This window comes from Arthrobacter sp. sptzw32, from assembly GCF_059089735.1.
Genome location: NZ_JBNHEZ010000013.1, coordinates 1 through 20,052, shown reverse-complemented (window position 1 = coordinate 20,052; position 20,052 = coordinate 1). Strand labels below are relative to the sequence as shown.

Below are 20,052 nucleotides of genomic sequence, written 5' to 3'. Positions count from 1 at the left end.
CAAAGCTCAAGGGCCTGAGCCCGGTGCAATACCGGGCCCAGGCCCTCGCGGCCTAGAATCCCACTTAGCCAGTCCAACCTCAGGGGACCAGTTCAAAATGAGAGAGCGTCGGAGTGGACCTGGAGGGCTGCGACGGCGGACATTAGCTACGGCTACGAGGACCACCGTGGTTCTTGAGCGGTAAAATTGGGCCTAGAGGTGCATGGCGATGTCCGTAGCTATGGCTGTTGTGCTGATCGTGTTGGCCCTGGCGTCAGTTGCCGCGGTGGTCGGCACGGTGGTCCTGGTGGTCAAGGACGGCCGTGGGCAGATCCCGCTCGAACCGTCCATCCAGCCGTGGACCGCCGGAAACCTTCCCAGCCGCCCGTACTCCACGCTCCGCCGGATCTAGCGTTCGCGCTGGGGGTCCCCCGCGACGGTCTTCGCGGCTTCGACTTCGAGCTGCAGCCTTCCGTCTTCTTCCACGAGCCGCGGCTGGTACACGTGGGCCTTGCGTTTGTAGCTGAGATAAGCAATGCAACCGTTGGCCGCAGCCATCTTTTCCAGCATGATTTCGGAACCGGGCACCAGGAGCTCGCCGAGGGTGCGGCCCACGGTGTTTTCCTGTTCCACCTCGTCGCCGAGTTCTGTGGTGTTACGCCCGGCGATGACGCTGGCCGCGTTCACCCATCTGCCCCACACGCCTTTGCCTTCCAGCAGCGTGGGCTGCTGGTTCAGGGGCACAGTGGCGGCAAAGTAGCGGGTGTCGAACCTGCGGTGTGCGAAATCCGGGCTGCGCCAGTTCACGAGGGACTTGAGCAGGTCTGTCCGGACAGAAAGCCCGCGCTTGTCCAGGACCTCCGGAAAGGTCTTTTCCTGCTCGGCGACAGCAAGGCGCGCGCGCATGTACTCCGGCGTGGACGTGGCCTCGACAGTGCTTGCCATGTCGGCACCGGCCAGCAGTAGGCCGGTTTCCTCGAACAGTTCCCGGATGGCGCCCAGCACGTGGCGCCGCGCCAGCCCGACGTCGTCCGTTCCCATTTGCTCAGCCCACTGCTGCGGCGAGGGGCCCAGCCAGCCGACGGGGTCGTCGTCGGCAGCGTCGAGGGACCCGCCGGGGAACGCGAGAACCCCCAGCGGCGAGGAGCCGGGCCGGTAGCCCAGCCATGTTTCCAGGCCGGTGGGGGAATCACGCAGCAGGACAACGGAGGAGGCGAGCCGTGCGGCCCGCGGGGTCCGTTCGCCGTGTTCGAGCCAGCTCTGCGCTGCCCCTTCAAGATCCTGGGGCAGGGCAAACAGTCGTCGGGCGAGCTGAGGCAAAGGAAGCGACCGGTCCTAGCTGAATTCTGCGATCAGTTCGACTTCCACCGGAGAGTCGAGCGGCAGGACTGAAACGCCGACGGCGGAGCGGGCGTGCTGGCCTGCGTCACCGAGGACGCGGCCCAGCAGTTCCGAGGCACCGTTGATGACACCGGGCTGCCCGGTGAAGGAGGGGTCGGAGGAGACGAATCCCACAACCTTGACGATGCGCGTAATCCGGTCCAGGTCCCCGATGACGCTTTTCACAGCCGCCAGCGCGTTCACGGCACAGATTCCGGCGAACCGCTGCGCATCCTCAGGGGAAACGGTGGGTTCGTCCGCAAAGCCTTCGGTACCGACGGAGACCTTGCCGGTGGCTTCGAGCTTGCCGTTGACGAAGGGCAGCTGGCCGGAGGTGTAGACGTGGCTGCCGGAAATAACTGCCGGGACGTAGGAGGCTACCGGTGCGGCAACTTCAGGAAGTGTGATTCCCAGCTCGGCGAGGCGCTGCTCAACGGCCGAAACTGGAGCGGCGGAGGTGCCGGAATGGGCTTCTGCAGAGGCGCTCATGCTACTGCTTCTCCCTCTTCAGGTAGGCAACAAGGCCGTTTCCGTCCGGCCCGGGGACTACCTGGACAAGCTCCCAGCCGTCATCTCCCCACTGGTCCAGAATCTGCTTTGTGGCATGGATGATGAGCGGAATCGTGGCGTACTCCCATTTGGTCATGAGAGAAAGACTAGTCCTTGCCGGTAAAGTGGAAAACATGGCGACTCGTAAGAACCCATTATTCGACACTGCCACCACCCTTGGAAAGATCCTAGTCTTCCTTGGCGTGAGTGCTATTTGCGGTGTCCTGGTAGCTGGCCTGCTGGTCCCCGCGGCAGCGGTTTCAGGCAGCGCAGCCAGCGGTTCGATCGAGTTCTTCGACACCCTCCCGGCGGAGCTGAAGGTTGATCCGCCCAACCAGACCACCCGCATCCTGGCCGCGGACGGCAGCGAGATCGCCAGCGTCTACAAGGAAAACCGCACCAAGGTTGCCTTGGACCAGATCTCGCCCTTCGTTAAAGAGGCTGTCATCGCCGTCGAGGACAGCCGTTTTTATGAGCACGGCGGGGTGGACACCACGGGTATCCTCCGCGCAGTGGTCAGCACCGCACGCGGTAACCGGCAGGGCGCCTCAACCATCACGCAGCAGTACGTGAACAACGTCCTCAACTCCAACCTCGCCGCAGAGGGCCGGGACGAGGACATCAAGCTCAATGGCGTGAACAAGGGTGTGGGCGACAAGCTTCGCGAAATGAAGCTCGCCATCGCCCTGGAGAAGGAGTTCAGCAAGGAGCAGATCCTTGAGGGCTACCTGAACATCGTCTTCTTCAACCGTGACGCCTACGGCATCGAAGCCGCGTCCCGCTTTTTCTTCAGCACCACCGCCAAGGACCTTAACCTGCCCCAGGCCGCGCTCCTGGCCGGGCTGGTCAACAGCCCGTCTGCGTTCGACCCCATCAACAACCCCGAGAACGCCAAGCAGCGCCGCGACCTGGTGTTGAGCCTGATGCTGAGCCAGGGAAAGATCACCCAGGCCGACCACGACGCCGCTGTCGCCACTCCCGTGGAAACCAAGGTGACCCAGCCCAAGCAGGGCTGCGCGTACGCTTCCACCGCTCCCTACTTCTGTGACTACGTCCTCCACTTGCTGGAGAACAACCCTGCTTACGGCGCAGAACTCGATGAGCGGAAGCGCCTCATCTACGGTGGCGGCCTGACCATTACCACCACACTGGACCCCAACGCACAGGCAGTAGCCCAGGAGCAGGTCAACGCTTCCGCCGGCGCCAACCCGGACAAGTGGGGCGCGGCCATGGTTTCCGTGCAGCCCAACAGCGGCAAAATTGTCTCGATGGCCCAGAACACCACGTTCCTGCCGGCAGAAGGCTCCTTCGATTCGCAGGTGAACTTCAACGTGGACAAGCTGGACAAGGACGGCAACGACCTTAACGGCCTGGGCGGCGCACAGCCTGGCTCCACCATGAAGCCGTTCACGTTCGCGGAGTGGCTCAACGAGGGCAAGTCCATGAACACCGTGGTCAACGCAGCCCAGCGCCGGTACCCGCTGAACTTCCCGTGGCGCAACTCCTGCGGCCAGGTCACCGGTGCCTACAACACCGCGCAGAAAACCCTGGGTGCTGCCGATGACCTGCAGAACGCCGAGCCGCAGTGGTACCGGCCCCTGTCTGTCCTCGAGGGCCTCTACAACTCCATCAACACCGTCACCTTCGCTTCGGCCTCGCAGCTGGACTTCTGCGGCATCCAGAAGATTGTTGACGCAACAGGTCTCCACGGCGGGCTTCCGGCCGACGGTGACCCGAACCCGAAGATCAACATGTCCACGCTGGCCAACCTGCTGGGTTCCACCCAGACCGCGCCGCTGACCATGGCCAGCGCCTTTGCCACCTTTGCGAACGATGGCAAATTCTGCGAGGCCATCGCCATCACGTCCGTCACGGACCAGACCGGGAAGCAGCTCCCGGCACAGTCCACCAGCTGCCGGGACGCGGTAAAGCCGGAAGTTGCCCGCGGCGTGAACTATGCCCTGCAGGAAGTCCTCAACCGTGGATCCGGTTCGTTGATCCAGCCCCGGATCTCCACCCGCACCAATTTCCCGATCGGCGCGAAGACCGGTACGTCTAACAACAACGGATCCACCTGGGTTGTTGGACACACCACCGGTTTGGCCACGGCTGCCTGGTTCGGTGACGCACTGGGTGCCCAGGACCGCTCTGGCCAGAACATCACAGTCAACGGGAAGTTCTACAAGGGCATCGACGGTTACATGATCGCCGGGCCCATGTTTTCCAACTTCATGTCCCGGGTTGCACCTGCGTTCGGTACCGAGCCCTTTCCCGCACCGCCCGGCAACCTCTTGAACGGAGGCGGCGGCGGTACCACTGCGCGGACTCCCGCAACTACTGCCCCGCGGGCCCCCCAGGCGCCTGCTCCGGCGCCGGCCGCCACGCAGCCGGTCCCCGCTCCCGCCCCGAGCAACAATGGGAACGGCAACGGAAACGAAAACAATGACGATTAGCCCGATGACCTCAACCAGTGCATTGGCCAGCCGCGCCCGGAGCATCGGGCGCGGCTTTGCCGTAACCGCAGGAGCCGGGACCGCGGCGGGAATGGCCGCCTTCGGGTATGGCCTGTGGGAGAAGAACCAGTTCGTCCTCCGCGAAGAGACGCTGGACATCCTCCCCGCCGGGCAGGCGCCGTTCCGCGTCCTCCACCTGAGCGACATCCACTTTGTCCCCGGGCAAAAGAAGAAGGCCGCCTGGCTGGAATCCCTGGCCGGCCTTGAACCCGATCTGGTGGTCAACACCGGGGACAACCTCAGCCACGCCAAGGCCGTGGACCCGCTTTTGCAGGCCCTCCGCCCCCTCCTGGAATTCCCCGGCGTCTTTGTCCCCGGCTCGAATGACTACTTCGCCCCCAGCCTGAAGAACCCCGCTGCGTACCTCCGGGGCCCGTCGAAGGCAAAGCCAAAGCCCGTGGTGCTGGACTGGCCGCGGCTGCGTTCCGGCTTTGGCATGGGCGGCTGGGTGGATCTGACCAACCGTCACCAGTCCGTGGTCCTGAAAGGCATACGCTTCGATTTCTCGGGCGTGGATGATCCCCACCTGGACCGCGAACGCTACGCGGGCTGGCCCCGGGGCACTGTCAACCAAAACGCCACGCCCCACCTGAAGGTCGCCGTCGTCCACGCTCCCTACCAGCGCGTGCTGGACCACTTCACCGAGGACGGCGCGGACCTCCTGCTCGCCGGCCACACCCACGGCGGCCAGCTGTGCCTCCCCGGCTACGGCGCCATCGTCTCCAACTGCGACCTTCCCACCTGGCGCGCCAAGGGACTCAATGATTGGCAGAGCAACGGAAGTACGACGCCGGTGAACGTCTCGGGCGGTATCGGTACCTCCCGCTTCGCCCCGGTCCGCATCGCATGCAAGCCCGAAGCGGTCCTGCTCACCCTTACCTCGCCCAACTGACTGCTTACCGCGCAGCGCTGTGAATGGCCAACCCCTGAGCGCAGCGCACGTGCCTGTGAATCAGCTCACGCCATGACATAGGGTAGTTGCTACGGGAAACTACATTCGTTTTAGAGCCGAGAAGCGGGCATGGCCAAGCAAACTTCATTTTTTCGATCCATCAGCCGTCTCTACCCCCATGTCCGGCCGATCATCCCCCGGCTTCTCCTGGGGCTTCTGTGCGCACTCCTGGCCAGCGTTGTTGCCCTGGCCATCCCCCAGGTGCTGCGGGTCCTCATCAATGAATCCCTCCAGCCGGGAGGCACCCCAGAAGCGGTCTGGATTCCGGCGGCCGTCATCCTGGTGCTCGGTGTGGCGGAAGCCGGGCTGGTGGCCCTTCGCCGGCAGTTCGTCATCAACCCTGCCACTTCGGTGGAGACCGGGCTGCGGGTTTCGCTGTATGACCACCTGCAGGACCTGACCGTCTCCTTCCACGACCGCTGGGGGTCCGGCCAACTGCTCTCCCGTGCCATGACGGACCTGAACTTGCTGCGCCGCTGGATGGCCTTCGGTGCGATCATGCTGGTGGTCACCACCCTTACGGTCATTATCGGCATCGGGGTCATGTTCGCCATGAGCTGGCAGCTGGCCCTCATTTTCCTGGCCGCCGCCGTGCCCATCATGGCTTACAGCTTCCGGTTCCGGACCCGCTTCAGCAGGGTGGCGCGCCGCGGCCAGGACCAGGCCGGCGACCTTGCCACCACCGTTGAGGAGTCCGTCCACGGGATTCGCGTCCTCAAGGCCTTCGGACGCAGCCGGGAAGCCCTTGAGAACTTCGAGGAACAAGCAGAAGAACTGCGCCAAACGGAGATCGACAAGGCGCGACAGCAGGCAACCTTCACCCTGGTGGTCACCCTGCTGCCCGAACTCGCCCTTGGCGCCGGACTGGTAGTGGGCGTGATGCTGTGCGCCAGCGGCCAGCTGAGCATCGGCGCGCTGGTGGCTTTCTTTGCTACGGCAGCCGTCATCGCCTCCCCCGTTGAGTTCTCCGGCATGCTGCTGGCCATGGCCCTGACCGCCAAAAGCGCCGTCGACCGTCACTTCGAAGTCATGGACACGGCCAACAGCATCACCAGTCCCCCGGAGCCCCGGCGGCCCGGCCAGCTCGCCGGCGCCCTCCGCTTCAACAGCGCCACCTTCGCCTTTGAAGACGCTCCGGACAAGCCGATCCTGAAGGAGATCAACCTTAACCTCCGGCCCGGCGAAACCATGGCCCTGGTAGGCATCACCGGAAGCGGCAAGAGCGCCCTGATCCAGCTCGTCCCCCGCCTGTATGACGTCACGGACGGCTCCATCACCATCGACGGCGTGGACCTGCGGGAATTCGACGTGGAGGAACTCCGCCGCATCGTCGGAGTCGCCTTCGAGGACACCACCCTGTTCTCCAGTTCGGTCCGCGACAACGTCCTCCTGGGCGCCCCGGTCCGCACCGAGGCGGTCCTCGAGGAGGCGCTGGACGTGGCCCAGGCGCACTTCGCCTACTCCTTGCCCGAGGGCCTGGACACCCTCATCGGCGAGGAAGGCCTCAGCCTGTCCGGCGGGCAGCGGCAGCGCATCGCCCTGGCCCGGGCCATCGCCGCACGCCCGCGTGTGCTGGTGCTGGACGATCCGCTGTCCGCCCTGGATGTCCACACCGAGGAACTTGTCGAAACACGGCTCCGCGCCGTGCTGAAAGACACCACCACTCTGATCGTGGCCCATCGGCCGTCCACGGTGGCGTTGGCAGACCGGGTGGCCCTGCTGGAAGAAGGCCGCATCACTGCCGTGGGTACCCATACAGAGCTTCTGGCGGACAACGACCACTACCGCTACGTCATCGCAAGCCTTGACCAGGAACCGCGAGACCTGGACTCCGAGCTGTCGGAACTCAAAGATGCCGGAATCCAGGCAGAGGAAGTGACCCGATGAGCACGGCAACCTTCGGTACCGCCAACGAAGACAACGCGCACCTGAGCAAAAGCGACAGCAAAGCCGTACGACGACGGTCGCTGGCACTGCTGCGTTCCCTCATCCGCCCTGTACGGCTGCGGTTCTGGCTGACCATAGCCACGGTGGTCCTCTCCCAGGCGGCCCGGGTGGCAGGTCCGGCACTGATCGCCTTTGGCATTGACCACGCACTGCCCGCCCTGCGGGCCGGTGACAACCTGCCCCTGGTGCTCACCGGCGTCGCCTACCTGCTTGCCGCAATTGCGACGGCGGGACTCACCGCCCTGTACGTGACGTCCACGGCGAGGTTGAGCCAGGCCATGCTGCTGGACCTGCGCCTTCGGGTCTTCCGGCACACCCAGCGGCTGAGCCTTGAGTTCCACGAGAAATACACGTCCGGCCGGATCATTGCCCGGCAGACCTCAGACCTGGAAGCCCTCCGTGAGCTTCTGGATTCCGGAGTCAGCTCACTGGCGTCCGGCCTGCTGTTTATGATCTTCACCGCGATTACCGTGTTCGCCCTTGACTGGCGAAGCGGCCTGCTGGTGCTGGCCGCGGGGGTGCCGATGTTTTTCCTGGCCCGCTGGTACCAGAAGCACTCCCAGATCGCGTTCCGTGAATCCCGGGTGGTGTCCGCCCGGCTGATCGTGCACTTCGTGGAAACTATGACCGGCATCCGGGCAGTGAAGGCGTTCCGCAAGGAGCGGGAAAATGCCCAGAGCTACGGGAAGCTCGCGGAGGACTACCGCCTCGCTACCGTCCGCTCCATCAACCTCAACGGGATTTTCCAGCCGGGACTGGTGCTGATCGGCAACGTCTGCGTTGCAGTGGTGCTGCTCTTCGGCGGATTCCGCGTCCTCACCGGCGATCTTGCGGTGGGTGTGCTGCTGGCGCTCATCCTCTCCACCAAAAGATTTTTCCAGCCCGTGGACCAGATGGCCATGTTTTACAACTCGTTCCAGAGCGCACAGGCAGCGCTGGAAAAGGTGTCTGGACTCCTTGAGGAGATTCCCACGGTCCGGCCGCCCGAGAATCCTGTGGCACTGAAGAGTGCCCAGGGGGCTATCGCCTTCAAGGATGTGGAATTCCGCTACGGGGACGGGCCGTTGATCGTCCCCCAGCTGAACCTGCACATCCCGGCGGGCCAAACCGTTGCCCTCGTGGGCCAGACGGGAGCCGGAAAATCCACGCTGGCGAAGTTGATCGCCCGGTTTTACGATGTGTCCTCCGGTTCCCTCACCCTTGATGGCGTGGATCTCCGCAGCCTTAGCACCACAGACCTGAGGCGGAACGTCGTCATGGTCACCCAGGAGGCTTTCCTGTTCAGCGGTTCGGTGGCAGACAACATTGCCCTGGGCCGGCCGGAAGCGTCCCGGGCCGAAATTGAGGAAGCAGCCAAGGCAGTCGGCGCGCACGAGTTCATCCTTGAGCTCCCGAAGGGCTACGACACGGATGTCAACAAGCGCGGCGGCCGGGTGTCCTCGGGCCAGCGCCAGCTCATCAGCTTCGCCAGGGCGTTCCTGGCCCGCCCGGCCGTGCTTATCCTGGATGAGGCAACGTCCTCGCTGGACATTCCTTCGGAGAGACTGGTGCAGACCGGCCTGGCCCGGCTCCTGGCTAATACAGATGCTGCCAGAAGGACCGCGCTGATCATCGCGCACCGGCTCTCCACCGTCGAGACGGCGGACCGGGTGCTGGTGGTACATGACGGCCGGATTGTTGAAGACGGTTCGCCGGCAGAACTCATCGACGGCGGCGGACGCTTCGCCGACCTGCACGGCGCCTGGAAGGACTCGCTGGTCTGACAGGCAGCGGCTGCTGCGGATTTCGCATCAGGGACCCGCATCGGCTATCCTTGTAAAGTTGCTTTTGCAGCGGATCGGGATGTAGCGCAGCTTGGTAGCGCGCTTCGTTCGGGACGAAGAGGTCGCAGGTTCAAATCCTGTCATCCCGACCAAACAGAAGAGGGTCTCCACACGGAGGCCCTCTTTTTGCATCGGCGACTGCCCGGCGCGACGGTAACTTTGCGGTAAAGGGAAAGGCCCCGGAGCAGATGCTCCAGGGCCTTCCCTCGCCTCCTGTTATGAGGAAAGCTATTAGACTGGGTTAGGCCAGTTGCCCGTGTACGTAATGTACGCGGTGTCCGTGCTCTTATCCTTTTTGACCGGCTCTGACACAGGGTTGGGCCAGTTGCCGGTGCGTGCACTGATGCTTGTGCCATCCGCCGGGGAACCGGCTGACAGTACGGCCGGAGCCGCAGCAGAGAAAGCCAGAGCCCCAGCTAAAGCGGCGGCGGCTGCAATCTTCTTCAACATATTAGTTCCTCTATACGAGTCGGATTCGTTACAAAGCCAGCACTGTCCTTGTTGACACCCATTGTAAAATGTTTTCCACAGGGACTGTCAAGCACGTGATTTAAAAAGGCTGTGCAGAAGAGGAGGAATCCCGTGGGCAACGGATTCGGCGAGAAGCTGCGCGCGGAGCGGCTCGAACGAGGACTGACACAGGCCGAACTGGGCAAGGACCTGTATTCACCCAGCTATATCTCACTGCTCGAGACAGGCCGGCGGGAACCCACGGCCGAGGTTATCGAGGAATTGGCCCGGCGGCTTGAGCTTGCACCTAAGGCGCTGGAAGCCTGGAGTCAACCCGTCACCGCCAGTGACGCTGAGTACGTCCTTGCGGGCCTCTACGCCCGGCAGGCTTGGGACCTCAGGGACTATCCATTGGCAGCAAGCCATGCAGCAACCGCAGCAAAATTGGCGCTTGAGGGCCGCAACACCAGCGCCTGGTGGAATATGACTTACATGCAGGCCGAATGTATGTTAAGACACGGTGACTTGCAGGACTGCCAGCAGATTGTCGAGCGCCTGGTGGAGCATCCTATGGCCAGGGAGTCTGTAGGACTGGGCGTCCGTGCATTGCAGATGCTGTCCGCCGTGCTGCAACGGAAGGGCCAACTCTCAGCCGCTGTGGACCAGGCAATGGAAGCAACGAAGCTGGCGGAGCAAATGCCAACGAGTTCCACAGTCGTCACGGGCGCTTTGCGGGTCCTTATCGGCGTCTTGGCAGAAAGCGGCCGGCTGGATGAGGCCTGGAAATACTGCCGCCAGCTCATCTCCCAGGTAGATGAACATGCCATGGCGCAGCTTGCCGGCGAAGTAGCCTGGGTCGTGGGCAATGTCGCCTTCATGCGGCACGACTACACCGAGGGCGTCAAGCAACATGAACGGGCAGCGAAGCTCCTCTCCCCGGCCAACGACATCGAAATGTGGGCCAGGTTCAATAAAGCGTCCGCTGCGGTACGCCTTCAGTCCGGGATTGTTGAACCCGAGACACTGTCAGCAATCGAGCGCGCCGAACTAGCGTTCTCCATAGTGGGTGGTACAAAAAGCGATGAGTTGGAGGTTGCGTTCATCCGAGCGCGGTGGCTCTACCTGACGGGCGACATCGTTGCGGCTATCGAAAAGCTCCGTGAAATTCACGGGCAGCCTGATGCCCTCGCCAAGCACACAGCGGGCGAGGTTTCGCTCTTGCTCGGCAAATCACTCAAGGCGGCCGGTGAGTTGAACGAAGCAATGACCTTCCTTCATGAAGCGCAAAAAGCCTTCAGTTCAGCCGGAGCCCAGGACCTCGTCCAACAAGCCCTAGACGCGATCCTGGAGATAAGGCTGACTCAAGAAAGGGCGGCGGCAGGCGCCAAGGCCAGTTAGGCAGCACCATCCGCCGGGAGCAGCTGGGGCTCCGTCCGGCGAAGGGATCAGGCGAACGTCCGCCCGGTCAGTTTCTCGAAGGCCTCCACGTAGCGGCTGCGCGTCCGGTCAACAACGTCAGCAGGCAGCGCCGGCGGAACGGTATCGGAAGCCTTGTCCCAGCCGGATTCAACCGATGTCAGCCAGTCCCGGACGTACTGCTTGTCATAGGACGGCTGCGCCTGTCCCGGCTGGTACGTAGCAGCGTCCCAGAACCGTGATGAATCAGGCGTCAGGACCTCATCGCCCAGGGTGATGGAGCCGGAGACGGCGTCGTAACCGAACTCCACCTTGGTGTCGGCGAGGATGATGCCCCGTTCGCGCGCAATCTCCTCGGCCTTGGTGTAAATCTCCAGGGTGAGCTGGCTCAGCCGCCCGGCGATGTCGTCGCCCACCATGGCCACGACGGCGTCATACGTGATGTTCTCGTCATGCTCGCCCACCTCGGCCTTGGCTGACGGGGTGAAGATGGCCCGCTCCAGGCGCGAACCGTCCACCAGGCCTTCGGGCAGCGGGATGCCGCACACTGTCCCGGCGGCGTTGTACTCCAGCAGGCCCGAGCCCGTGAGGTAGCCGCGGGCAATGCACTCCACCGGGAACATGTCCAGCTTCTTGCAGATCATTGCGCGGCCCTCCACGGCGGCCGGCACACCGTCCTCCACTGTTGAGGCCAGGACGTGGTGCTCAACGTCCAGCTGGTCGAACCACCACAGGCTCAGCTGGGTAAGGATCCGCCCCTTGTCCGGAATCTCGCTGGTGAGGACATGGTCGAAGGCACTGATCCGGTCACTGGCCACCACCAGCACGCAGTCCCGGCCCACCCGCTGCCGGACCGAATCGTCGGCCGGTTCGTAGAGGTCACGGACTTTGCCGGAGTAGACGTGCGTCCAGCCCGGCAGGTCCAGGGCAGTAGTTTTGAATCCGCGTGCTGCAGGATTGTCGCTCATGCTAAGCCTTCGCTTTCGTTACAGGCAGGGATCTGGTCGACGCGGACGGGACCTTGATCTCGCCACGGGCAGCCTTGCCACCGATGTCCGTCCGGAACTGCGAGCCTTCCAGCTGAACCAGCTCCACACCGTCGTATGCTCTTTCACGCGCTTCCACCAGGTCGCTGCCCAGCGCGACGACAGCGAGCACGCGGCCCCCGGCTGAAACCACTTTGCCGTACTCGTCAAAGGAGGTGCCTGCGTGGATCACGTGCACGCCTTCCAGCTCTTCCACCTTTTTCAGCCCGCGGATCCGGTCGCCGGTGCGTGGGGTGCCAGGGTAGTTCTCCGATGCGACGACGACTGCGACGGCTGTCTCCTTTGCCCAGCGCAGCTCTTCCGCCTTGTCCAGTTCGCCCTTAGCGGCTGCGAGCAGCAGGGCGCCGAGGGGCGTCTTGAGCCGGGCCAGCACGGCCTGGGTTTCGGGATCGCCGAAACGGACGTTGAATTCGATGACGCGGGTGCCGCGCGAAGTCAGCGCGAGCCCCACGAACAGCACGCCCACGAACGGGGTGCCGCGGCTGGCCATCTCGTTGACCGTGGGTTGGGCTACCCGGTCGATGACCTCCTGGACAAGGCCTTCAGGGGCCCACTCCAAGGGGGTGTACGCGCCCATTCCACCGGTGTTGGGCCCTTCGTCATTGTCGAAGATCCGCTTGAAGTCCTGGGCCGGTGACAGCGCCACCGTGTTGTGGCCGTCGCAGAGGACAAAGAGGGAGACCTCGGGACCGTCCAGGAACTCCTCGATGACCACCGAGCCGCCGGCGTCGAAGCAGGACTGCGCGTGCGCCATGGCTTCGTCCCGGTTCCTGGTGACCACCACACCCTTGCCGGCAGCGAGTCCGTCGTCCTTCACCACGTAGGGTGCGCCGAAGGTGTCCAGGGCAGAAGCCGCTTCCTCAGTGTTCGTGGCCACCATCGCCATGGCTGTGGGCACGCCGGCCTCCGCCATGATTTCCTTGGCAAACGCCTTTGACGCTTCGAGCTGCGCGGCCGCCTTGCTGGGACCGAAGACCGGAATGCCGGCTTCACGGACGGCGTCGGAGACTCCAGCTGCCAGCGGCGCTTCCGGGCCGACCACCACGAGGTCCACGGCCAGCCTGGTGGCAAGGGCGGCGACGGCGTCGGGATCGTTGCTGTTGATGTTGTAGGTGGGAACCAACTTGCTGATACCCGCATTGCCGGGAGCTGCGTGGACCTCGGACACGTTGGGATCGGCGAGCAGGGAGCGGACAATAGCGTGTTCGCGGCCTCCGGGGCCGATGACGAGTACCTTCACAGTCTCCAAGGGTACTTTGTGCACCCTGCCCGGTCCTAAGCTGTGTCAGTCCCGGAAAAACAATCCCCAGGCCGGTCCGCTCCGAACCTATGCCATGGAAAAGCTTCGGAACCGGCTCAAAAATCCCACCACCATGGCAGCGCTGGCAGGTATGGTGTCTGCCGCCGTCGTCCTGGCCGTGGCTGAGCTCGTGGGAGCCTTCTTCACCGCGCGCGCCACACCCTTGTTCGCGCTGGGTTCGACGTTCATTGACTTCACGCCGTCGTGGCTGAAGGATTTTGCGATCGCCACATTCGGCACTAATGACAAGGCCGCGCTCTTCGTGGGCATGGGCCTGACTATCGCCGCCCTGGCATGCGTGCTGGGCGTCGTGGCATACAGGCGATGGGCGTTGGGGGTTTTGGGGGTCCTGTTCATGGGTGCGGTGATTATTGCCAGTGTGCTGACCCGGGCAGGCGTGGGGCCTGCTGATGCTGTCCCTTCGCTGGTGGGGACACTCGCCGGCCTGGCCGCCCTGCGGTTCCTGATTGTGCCGCTGCGGAAGGCGGCGGTTCGGCCGGGGGTTGACGCTGACCTTGCCAGGGACGTCGCCGGGACCAGCCGCCGTCGCTTCTTCGCCGCAGCGGGGATCACCGCAGCCGCGGCCGGAATTGCCGCTGCCGGCGGCCGCCTCCTGAGTGCAGCCCGCAGCAACATCGCGCAGGCGCGGGACGCCTTGCAGCTTCCCGCACCGGCAAAGCCCGCTGCAGCGGTTTCGGCCGGAGTCCAGTCACCGGTGCCGGGCGTGGCCCCGTGGGTGACGCCCAACGGCGAGTTCTACCGCATTGACACGGCGCTCAGCGTCCCGGAGATCAATGCGGACGAGTGGGAGCTTCGCGTGCACGGGCTGGTGGAGGAAGAAGTCCGGCTCACGTTCCAGGACCTGCTCGACGCCGAGCTCATCGAATCGCACGTCACGCTCACCTGTGTATCCAACCCCGTGGGCGGGAATCTCGCGGGCAACGCCAAATGGCTGGGCCTGCCCATCCGCGAGGTGTTGAAGCGGGCAAAGCCGAAGGATGGGGCGGACATGGTGCTTTCAACCTCCATCGACGGCTTCAGCGCCTCCACCCCGCTCGAGGTCCTGCAGGACGACCGTGACGCCATGCTGGCCATCGGCATGAACGACGAGCCGCTCCCGCTCGAACACGGCTACCCGGTACGGATGGTGGTTCCGGGACTGTACGGGTTCGTCTCCGCGACCAAGTGGGTGGTGGACCTCGAAGTCACCAGGTTCGCAGACAACAGGGCCTACTGGACCGAGCGCGGATGGTCGGAGCGCGGACCCATCAAGACCATGGCCCGCGTGGACGTCCCCAAGTCCTTCGCGAAAGTCCCGGCCGGAAAGGTCGCCGTCGGCGGCACGGCCTGGGCCCAAACGCGCGGTATTACCAAGGTGGAGATCCAGATCGACAACGGGGACTGGGTGGCAGCTGACCTGTCCACCGAGGCATCCCTGGTGACGTGGCGCCAGTGGTCCTATGAGTGGGACGCCACACCCGGGCCCCATTACATCAAAGTCCGTGCCACGGACGGGTCCGGTGAGGTGCAGACGGACCAGCGGGCGGATCCCGTTCCGGACGGTGCCTCCGGCTGGCAGTCGGTCATGGTCACCGTGGAGTAGCCCGCCAACCGGCAGGCAGGCCCATAGACTGGCACCATGCCGCATAATCCGCACGCCACCTTCACCGTGGACTCCGCCGTCGAACTGGCCGTGATTGAGCGCAGCGGCTTCGTGGAGTCCCGCCACATCGGCTCCGCCGTCCTTCTGGCGGCGGACGGGACAGTGGTCACGGAGCTTGGCGACATCAACACCCCTATTTTCGCCAGGTCAGCCCTGAAGCCATTCCAGGCACTGGCCTCGATGCAGTCCGGGGTGCCCCTCCGCGGCGCCCAGGTTGCCCTCGCCTGCGCGAGCCATGTGGGTTCCCTGGACCATATGGACGTGGTGTCCGGGATGCTCAAGGCCGCCGGTGTACGGGAGGACCAACTGCAGTGCCCCGAGGCCTGGCCGCAGGATGAAACGGCGCGCAACTGGCTGGTGCGCTCCGAGCGCGGCAAGTCCAGGCTGGCGTTCAACTGTTCCGGCAAACACGCAGCTTTCCTGTGGGCCTGCACGGAAAACGGCTGGGACACCGACAGCTACCTGGAGCCCAACCACCCTCTGCAGCAGCGGGTCCGCACGGTTATCGAGGAGTACACGGGCGAGAAGATCGCGCACCTGGGGATCGACGGCTGCGGTGCGCCTGTGGCGGCGGTTTCCCTCAAGGGGCTGGCACGGGGTTTCTCCCAGTTGGCCAAGGCGCCCGGCGACCAAAGTTTCAGCGCCCGTGCCGCCACCATCGCGACGTCGATGCTTGATTACCCGTGGGCGGTCCAGGGCCTGGGTGAGGCCAACACCCTGGTGATGGACGAGCTGGAGGTCATCGCCAAGGTGGGTGCCGAAGGTGTCCTCGCCATGGCCACGCCGCAGGGTGTTTCCGTGGCCGTCAAGATACTGGACGGGAATACCAGGGCCACTTCCCTGGTGGCCCTGACGCTTCTCGCAGCGGCCGGCGCCGTGGAAATCCCGGGGGTTGCTAGCGTTTTGGAGAAAGTGGTGGAGCCGGTGCTGGGCGGCGGCCGTCCCGTGGGGCAGATCAGGCTGGGCCCGGCGGTTTCGGCGCTGCTGGATTGAGGAAAGTACCCACAGATTTTCCCGTGGTACCCGCGCTGATTCTGTCGCAAAGCCTTGGCGCGGTAGCCTGATGGCCGTCCCCAGATAACCCGCACCGTAAGAAAGCCGGAAACATGCCTGTTAACCGCCGTCGGATCGATATCGAAGAGGGCGCCGCTGCGGTGGAGGCGTGGCGTAAGGCCGCGGAGCCGTCGTCGAACGTTCAGGTCCCGCGGGCACTTTTGGCCACGGCAGTGAGGTACACGCTTGAGGAAGTCACCGCGCGGGCGCCGGGCAATTCGGTGGAGGTGCGGGTCCCGCCCTTCGGCGTTACGCAGTGCGTGGAGGGGCCGCGGCACACGCGCGGCACCCCGCCGAACGTGATTGAGTGCGACGCCGCCACCTGGCTTGCGATGGTGACCGGCGAGTTGAGCTGGGGCGAGGCAGTGGCGGCGGGCAAGGTGGCCGCTTCAGGCCTGCGCGCGGACCTTTCGGCGCTCTTCCCCCTCTAGGGTTCAGCCGCGGCCGATAAACGGCATGCCCGCAGCCGTCACCACTACTGACCCCACGCTGGCAGAGGCCGGCATGTTGGCCATCATCAGCACTGCCCGGGCTGCATCCTCAACGGGAAAAGTGGGTTCAACCCGGCGGCTGCCATCCGCCTGGAGCGCCCCGTCCCCCACACCGATGGTGTCCATGATCTCCGTGGCCGTGTTGCCGATGTCGATCTGCCCGCAGGTGATGCCGTAGTCCCGGCCGTCCAGCTCGATGCTTTTAGTCAGTCCGGTCAGGGCGTGCTTCGTGACGGCATAAGCCACTGTCCGGGGCCGGGGCGAGTGCGCGGAGATGGAACCGTTGTTGATGATCCGGCCGCCCTGCGGATCCTGCGACTTCATGGCCCGCACGGCGGCCGCAGCACACAGCATCGAGCCGGTGAGGTTCACCGCCACGGTGGCATCCCAGTCGGCCAGCGAAATCTCGTCCACGCTGGCCGCCGGCCCAAAGATGCCGGCGTTGTTGAACAGCAGGTCCACCCGGCCCCACTGCCGGCGGGTGGCCTCGAAAAGCTGCTCGACGTCGTCGGGCCGGGTGACGTCGCAGGTCACCGGAAGTGCGTTTCGGTGGCCGTCGGCCGTCTCCACCAGTTGCTGTTCGCGCCGCCCGGCAAGGGCGACGGCGAAACCATCAGCCAGGAGGAGGCGGGCCACTGCCCGGCCGATGCCGGATCCTGCTCCAGTGACCACGGCAACGCGTTCGGGGTGCTGGGGTTGGTTCAAGCTCTTCTCCTCCTGGCCGCTGCGCAGCACCTTTGCCCCAATGTAAGGGGTTGCCGCCTACAGCGAAGCCGGCACGCCTGTGTTGTTGAGCGGCCAGCCTATGACGGTCTTGGGCCGCGGTGCAGCGTAGGTCCGGACTTTGGATGTGGACAAGCGCATGCGGACGAGGGATTCGGCGATGGCTACGGCGGACGCCACGCCGTCCACCACCGGGACGCCCGCACGTTGCCTGATCTGTTCGTCCAGGCCGGCCATGCCGCCGCAGCCAAGCACAATAACTTCCGCTTTGTCCTGGCTCACGGCCAGCATCGCCTGGTTGATGATGGCTTCCACTGCCCGTTCGGGTTCTTCCTCAAGTTCCAGGACTGCCATGCCGCTGGCCCGCACCGAGGCGCAGCGGGCATCCAGCCCGGCAAGCTTGAGTCGGTCCTCGATGAGCGGAACGGTCCGGTCCAGGGTGGTGACCACGGAGTACTTGTGGCCCAGGAACATGGCGGTGCTGGCTGCTGCCTCGGTGATGTCCACCACCGGAACGTCCAGCAACTCCTGCAGCCCTTCACGTCCGTGCTCCCCGTACCCTGCCTGTACTACAGCGTCGAACGGTTCCGGGTAACGGGTCACGGCATCCATTACGGCGATGGCGGCCAGGTAGCTTTCAAAGTTTCCTTCGCAGGAGTCCGCGCCGAACCGTGGCGTTATGCCAACGATTTCCGTGCCGGGGGCGGCGATGTTCCGGGCTGAGGCAGCGATGGAGTCCGTCATGGACGCGGTGGTGTTGACGTTCGCAACGAGTATGCGCATCGAAGTTTCCTTAGTCAGTGGGTGCTGGCGATGGCAATGGCCTCGCCGTCGCGGTCTTCCAGCCGCTGGGAGCGGTCCGCGATGAAGAAATACACAGCTGCTGCGATCCCTGCCGCAAAGAACCACGCGAAGGGTGCCGCTGCCGCCAGCGCCGGGACAAACGCAATCAGCAGCGCCACGACGGCTGCCGGCACCGTGGCGATGATGGCGCGGGGGTTCACGCCGTTCCTGTAGTAGTAGGTTCCGGCCGGCGAGGCAGTGTAGAGCTCCGGAACGTTGACCCTGCCGCGGCGGATCAGCCAGTAATCAGCCATAACGACGCCGAACAGCGGGCCGAGGAGGGCGCCGAGGCCGCCCAGGAAGTACACGATGACCAAGGGGTTGTTGTAGAGGTTCCAAGGCAGGATGACCAGGCCTATAACGGCGCTGACGATGGCCGCCTTACGGAAGTTCAGCCGTCTGGGGAACAGGTTGGTCAGGGCGTAGACCGGGGCCACGAAGTTCGCCATGAGATTAACCGCGATGGTCAGGATCAGCAGGGCGAGGCAGGCCAGCACAAGGAAAAACGTATTGGGAATGGTCTGGACGATGTCGGACGGGCTTTGGATGATGGTGCCGTTGATTTTGAACTGCCCTCCGGCCATCACCACCACGATGGCGCCGAAGACGAGCATGTTGATGGGGATGCCCCAAAAATTTCCGCGCACAACAGCCTTTTTCGAGACGGCGGAGCGGGTGAAGTCACAGAAGTTCAGGACAAAGGTGCCGTAGATGGAAACCCATAGGGAGCCGCCGGCAAAGATGGTGAGCCACATCTCGGGCCCTTCGAGGGCGTTGTTGGAGGACCACGCGATGGCACCGCCGGCCTCGATGAATATCCAGACAGCGATGGCTGCCATGGTGGCCAGGATGACGGGACCCGCGAACGCCTCGTACTTGCGGATCATTTCCATGCCGAAACTGACGATGACCAGCTGGACGACCCAAAGGATGACGAACGCAATCCAGCCCAGGGTGGAGAGGCCCAGTATGGAGTCCTTGTCCATGGCGGCAAGGGGCGGAAACATCGCTACAAGCATGACGCGGAAGACGACCGAGGCGAGGTAGGTCTGGATGCCGAACCAGGCAATAGCCACGGCGCCGCGCAGGAGGGCGGCGATTTGGGCGCCCCTGATTCCGAAACTGATCCGGCTCATCACCGGGAACGGAACGCCGGTTTTCACGCCCATGAAGCCGGATAGATTCAGGAGGCCGAACAGCAGTGCTGCACCAATGGCGAGTGCCAGGAGGATCTGCCATCCCCCCAGGCCCAGGGCGAAGAGCCCAATGGCGAAGGCATAGTTGCCAAGGCTGTGCACGTCGTTGGCCCAGAGGGTGAAGATGCTGTAGCCCGACCAGCTGCGGCCGGCGCGCTTAGTGGGAGCAAGATCTACGTTATAAAGGGTGGGGCTGATGGCTTGGCCGGATGCTGCGCTGGCTGAGTCGCAGAGAGCTTCAACGCTAAGGGAAGGGTGGGCGGAGGCAACTGACGGCGCTGTCAGGTGTGGAGCTGCGTCGACGCCGACCGGCGGAGGGGTCTGCATAAGGGTCTCAATTCTGGGAGGATCCGCAGTGGTAAGGACGGCGCTAGGGGCCAGTCTTCTATTCCACAATGCGGAATCGAGATATTGAATGGTGAAATAAGAGTATGACCTGGGTCACCCTTGGTCAAGATGCCCCGACCTCCGCGCCGGTCACAATTGGTTGGCAGCGGTCCTTTGTTATCCGCGCGGCGCCGGGAGGCCCCGCCGTGTTGACCGCCAAACCCCAACCGTCCTAATCTCGTAATGCAAGATTGTTTTCTCACAATATGAAAACAAGGGCCATTCGATGATGAAATGAGGCTCCCGTGGCTGCAGGAGAAGATACCTCCCATATCCTCAGCGGGTTGACTAACCAGCTGCCTGATCGTGATCCGGAAGAGACCGCCGAGTGGGTTGAGTCC

General features: G+C 64.1%; 17 protein-coding genes and 1 tRNA gene. 10 read left to right on the top strand and 8 right to left on the bottom strand.

What is annotated here, in order from left to right; all coding sequences use genetic code 11:
• Positions 1 to 208: 208 nt before the first annotated feature.
• On the top strand, positions 209 to 391 hold the full coding sequence (locus tag AC5RVN_RS17345; RefSeq protein WP_494041438.1) for a hypothetical protein: 183 nt from the start codon (positions 209 to 211) through the stop codon (positions 389 to 391).
• Here the strand turns inward: AC5RVN_RS17345 and AC5RVN_RS17340 are convergent.
• Genes AC5RVN_RS17340 through sp36 form a run of 3 tightly spaced genes read right to left on the bottom strand, consistent with a single transcriptional unit; the run spans position 388 to position 2,005 of the window.
• Entirely contained in the window at positions 388 to 1,299 is a 912-nt protein-coding gene (locus AC5RVN_RS17340) for an NUDIX hydrolase (RefSeq protein ID WP_494138746.1), read from the bottom strand. The genes AC5RVN_RS17345 and AC5RVN_RS17340 overlap by 4 nt on opposite strands.
• Before the next feature lie 15 nt (positions 1,300 to 1,314).
• Positions 1,315 to 1,848 carry a RidA family protein gene (locus tag AC5RVN_RS17335; protein ID WP_494041436.1) on the bottom strand — a complete coding sequence of 178 codons (534 nt, stop codon included), beginning with the start codon at positions 1,846 to 1,848 and terminating at the stop codon, positions 1,315 to 1,317.
• Between the two features lies 1 nt (position 1,849).
• Positions 1,850 to 2,005 (bottom strand): Sp36 family protein, encoded by a 156-nt coding sequence (gene sp36 / locus AC5RVN_RS17330; RefSeq protein WP_003797879.1) that lies wholly within the window; start codon positions 2,003 to 2,005, stop codon positions 1,850 to 1,852.
• A gap of 37 nt (positions 2,006 to 2,042) precedes the next feature.
• On the opposite strand from sp36, the gene AC5RVN_RS17325 reads away from it, so the two are divergent.
• From AC5RVN_RS17325 to AC5RVN_RS17300, 6 genes are all read left to right on the top strand, one after another.
• Positions 2,043 to 4,361 carry a transglycosylase domain-containing protein gene (locus AC5RVN_RS17325; RefSeq protein ID WP_494138745.1) on the top strand — a complete coding sequence of 773 codons (2,319 nt, stop codon included), beginning with the start codon at positions 2,043 to 2,045 and terminating at the stop codon, positions 4,359 to 4,361.
• 4 nt (positions 4,362 to 4,365) lie between these two features.
• Positions 4,366 to 5,313, top strand: coding sequence for a metallophosphoesterase (locus AC5RVN_RS17320; RefSeq protein ID WP_494041434.1), 948 nt, complete (start codon positions 4,366 to 4,368; stop codon positions 5,311 to 5,313).
• Positions 5,314 to 5,442: 129 nt separating this feature from the next.
• Complete coding sequence (locus AC5RVN_RS17315; protein WP_494138744.1) at positions 5,443 to 7,260, top strand: ABC transporter ATP-binding protein; 1,818 nt, start codon at positions 5,443 to 5,445, stop codon at positions 7,258 to 7,260.
• Positions 7,257 to 9,083 (top strand): ABC transporter ATP-binding protein, encoded by a 1,827-nt coding sequence (locus AC5RVN_RS17310; RefSeq protein ID WP_494041432.1) that lies wholly within the window; start codon positions 7,257 to 7,259, stop codon positions 9,081 to 9,083. Before AC5RVN_RS17315 ends, AC5RVN_RS17310 begins: the two co-directional genes overlap by 4 nt.
• A gap of 75 nt (positions 9,084 to 9,158) precedes the next feature.
• Positions 9,159 to 9,235: transfer RNA gene (locus tag AC5RVN_RS17305), tRNA-Pro, on the top strand.
• Between the two features lie 490 nt (positions 9,236 to 9,725).
• Positions 9,726 to 10,991, top strand: coding sequence for a helix-turn-helix domain-containing protein (locus AC5RVN_RS17300; protein WP_494138743.1), 1,266 nt, complete (start codon positions 9,726 to 9,728; stop codon positions 10,989 to 10,991).
• 47 nt (positions 10,992 to 11,038) lie between these two features.
• Here AC5RVN_RS17300 and AC5RVN_RS17295 read toward each other — a convergent pair whose 3' ends face one another.
• Positions 11,039 to 11,977, bottom strand: coding sequence for a phosphoribosylaminoimidazolesuccinocarboxamide synthase (locus AC5RVN_RS17295; protein WP_494041430.1), 939 nt, complete (start codon positions 11,975 to 11,977; stop codon positions 11,039 to 11,041).
• Between the two features lies 1 nt (position 11,978).
• On the bottom strand, positions 11,979 to 13,295 hold the full coding sequence (purD, locus tag AC5RVN_RS17290) for a phosphoribosylamine--glycine ligase (protein WP_494138747.1): 1,317 nt from the start codon (positions 13,293 to 13,295) through the stop codon (positions 11,979 to 11,981).
• 94 nt (positions 13,296 to 13,389) lie between these two features.
• Here purD and AC5RVN_RS17285 point away from each other — a divergent pair, with 94 nt between their 5' ends.
• The 3 genes from AC5RVN_RS17285 (at position 13,390) to AC5RVN_RS17275 (ending at position 16,502) form a co-directional block, all read left to right on the top strand.
• Entirely contained in the window at positions 13,390 to 14,958 is a 1,569-nt protein-coding gene (locus tag AC5RVN_RS17285; RefSeq protein WP_494138742.1) for a molybdopterin-dependent oxidoreductase, read from the top strand.
• A 36-nt stretch (positions 14,959 to 14,994) separates the two neighbouring features.
• A complete protein-coding gene (locus tag AC5RVN_RS17280) occupies positions 14,995 to 16,011 on the top strand; it encodes an asparaginase (protein ID WP_494105373.1) in 1,017 nt (338 codons plus the stop codon).
• Positions 16,012 to 16,124: 113 nt separating this feature from the next.
• The gene (locus AC5RVN_RS17275; RefSeq protein WP_494138741.1) at positions 16,125 to 16,502 is read left to right on the top strand and encodes a sterol carrier family protein; all 378 of its coding nucleotides are present in this window, start codon (positions 16,125 to 16,127) and stop codon (positions 16,500 to 16,502) included.
• Positions 16,503 to 16,505: 3 nt separating this feature from the next.
• Here the strand turns inward: AC5RVN_RS17275 and AC5RVN_RS17270 are convergent, their stop codons facing one another.
• Genes AC5RVN_RS17270 through AC5RVN_RS17260 form a run of 3 tightly spaced genes read right to left on the bottom strand, consistent with a single transcriptional unit; the run spans position 16,506 to position 19,651 of the window.
• The gene (locus AC5RVN_RS17270) at positions 16,506 to 17,267 is read right to left on the bottom strand and encodes an SDR family oxidoreductase (protein WP_494138740.1); all 762 of its coding nucleotides are present in this window, start codon (positions 17,265 to 17,267) and stop codon (positions 16,506 to 16,508) included.
• 57 nt (positions 17,268 to 17,324) lie between these two features.
• Complete coding sequence (locus AC5RVN_RS17265) at positions 17,325 to 18,068, bottom strand: aspartate/glutamate racemase family protein (protein WP_494105376.1); 744 nt, start codon at positions 18,066 to 18,068, stop codon at positions 17,325 to 17,327.
• Positions 18,069 to 18,082: 14 nt separating this feature from the next.
• Positions 18,083 to 19,651, bottom strand: coding sequence for an NCS1 family nucleobase:cation symporter-1 (locus tag AC5RVN_RS17260; protein ID WP_494138739.1), 1,569 nt, complete (start codon positions 19,649 to 19,651; stop codon positions 18,083 to 18,085).
• Positions 19,652 to 20,052: the final 401 nt, after the last annotated feature.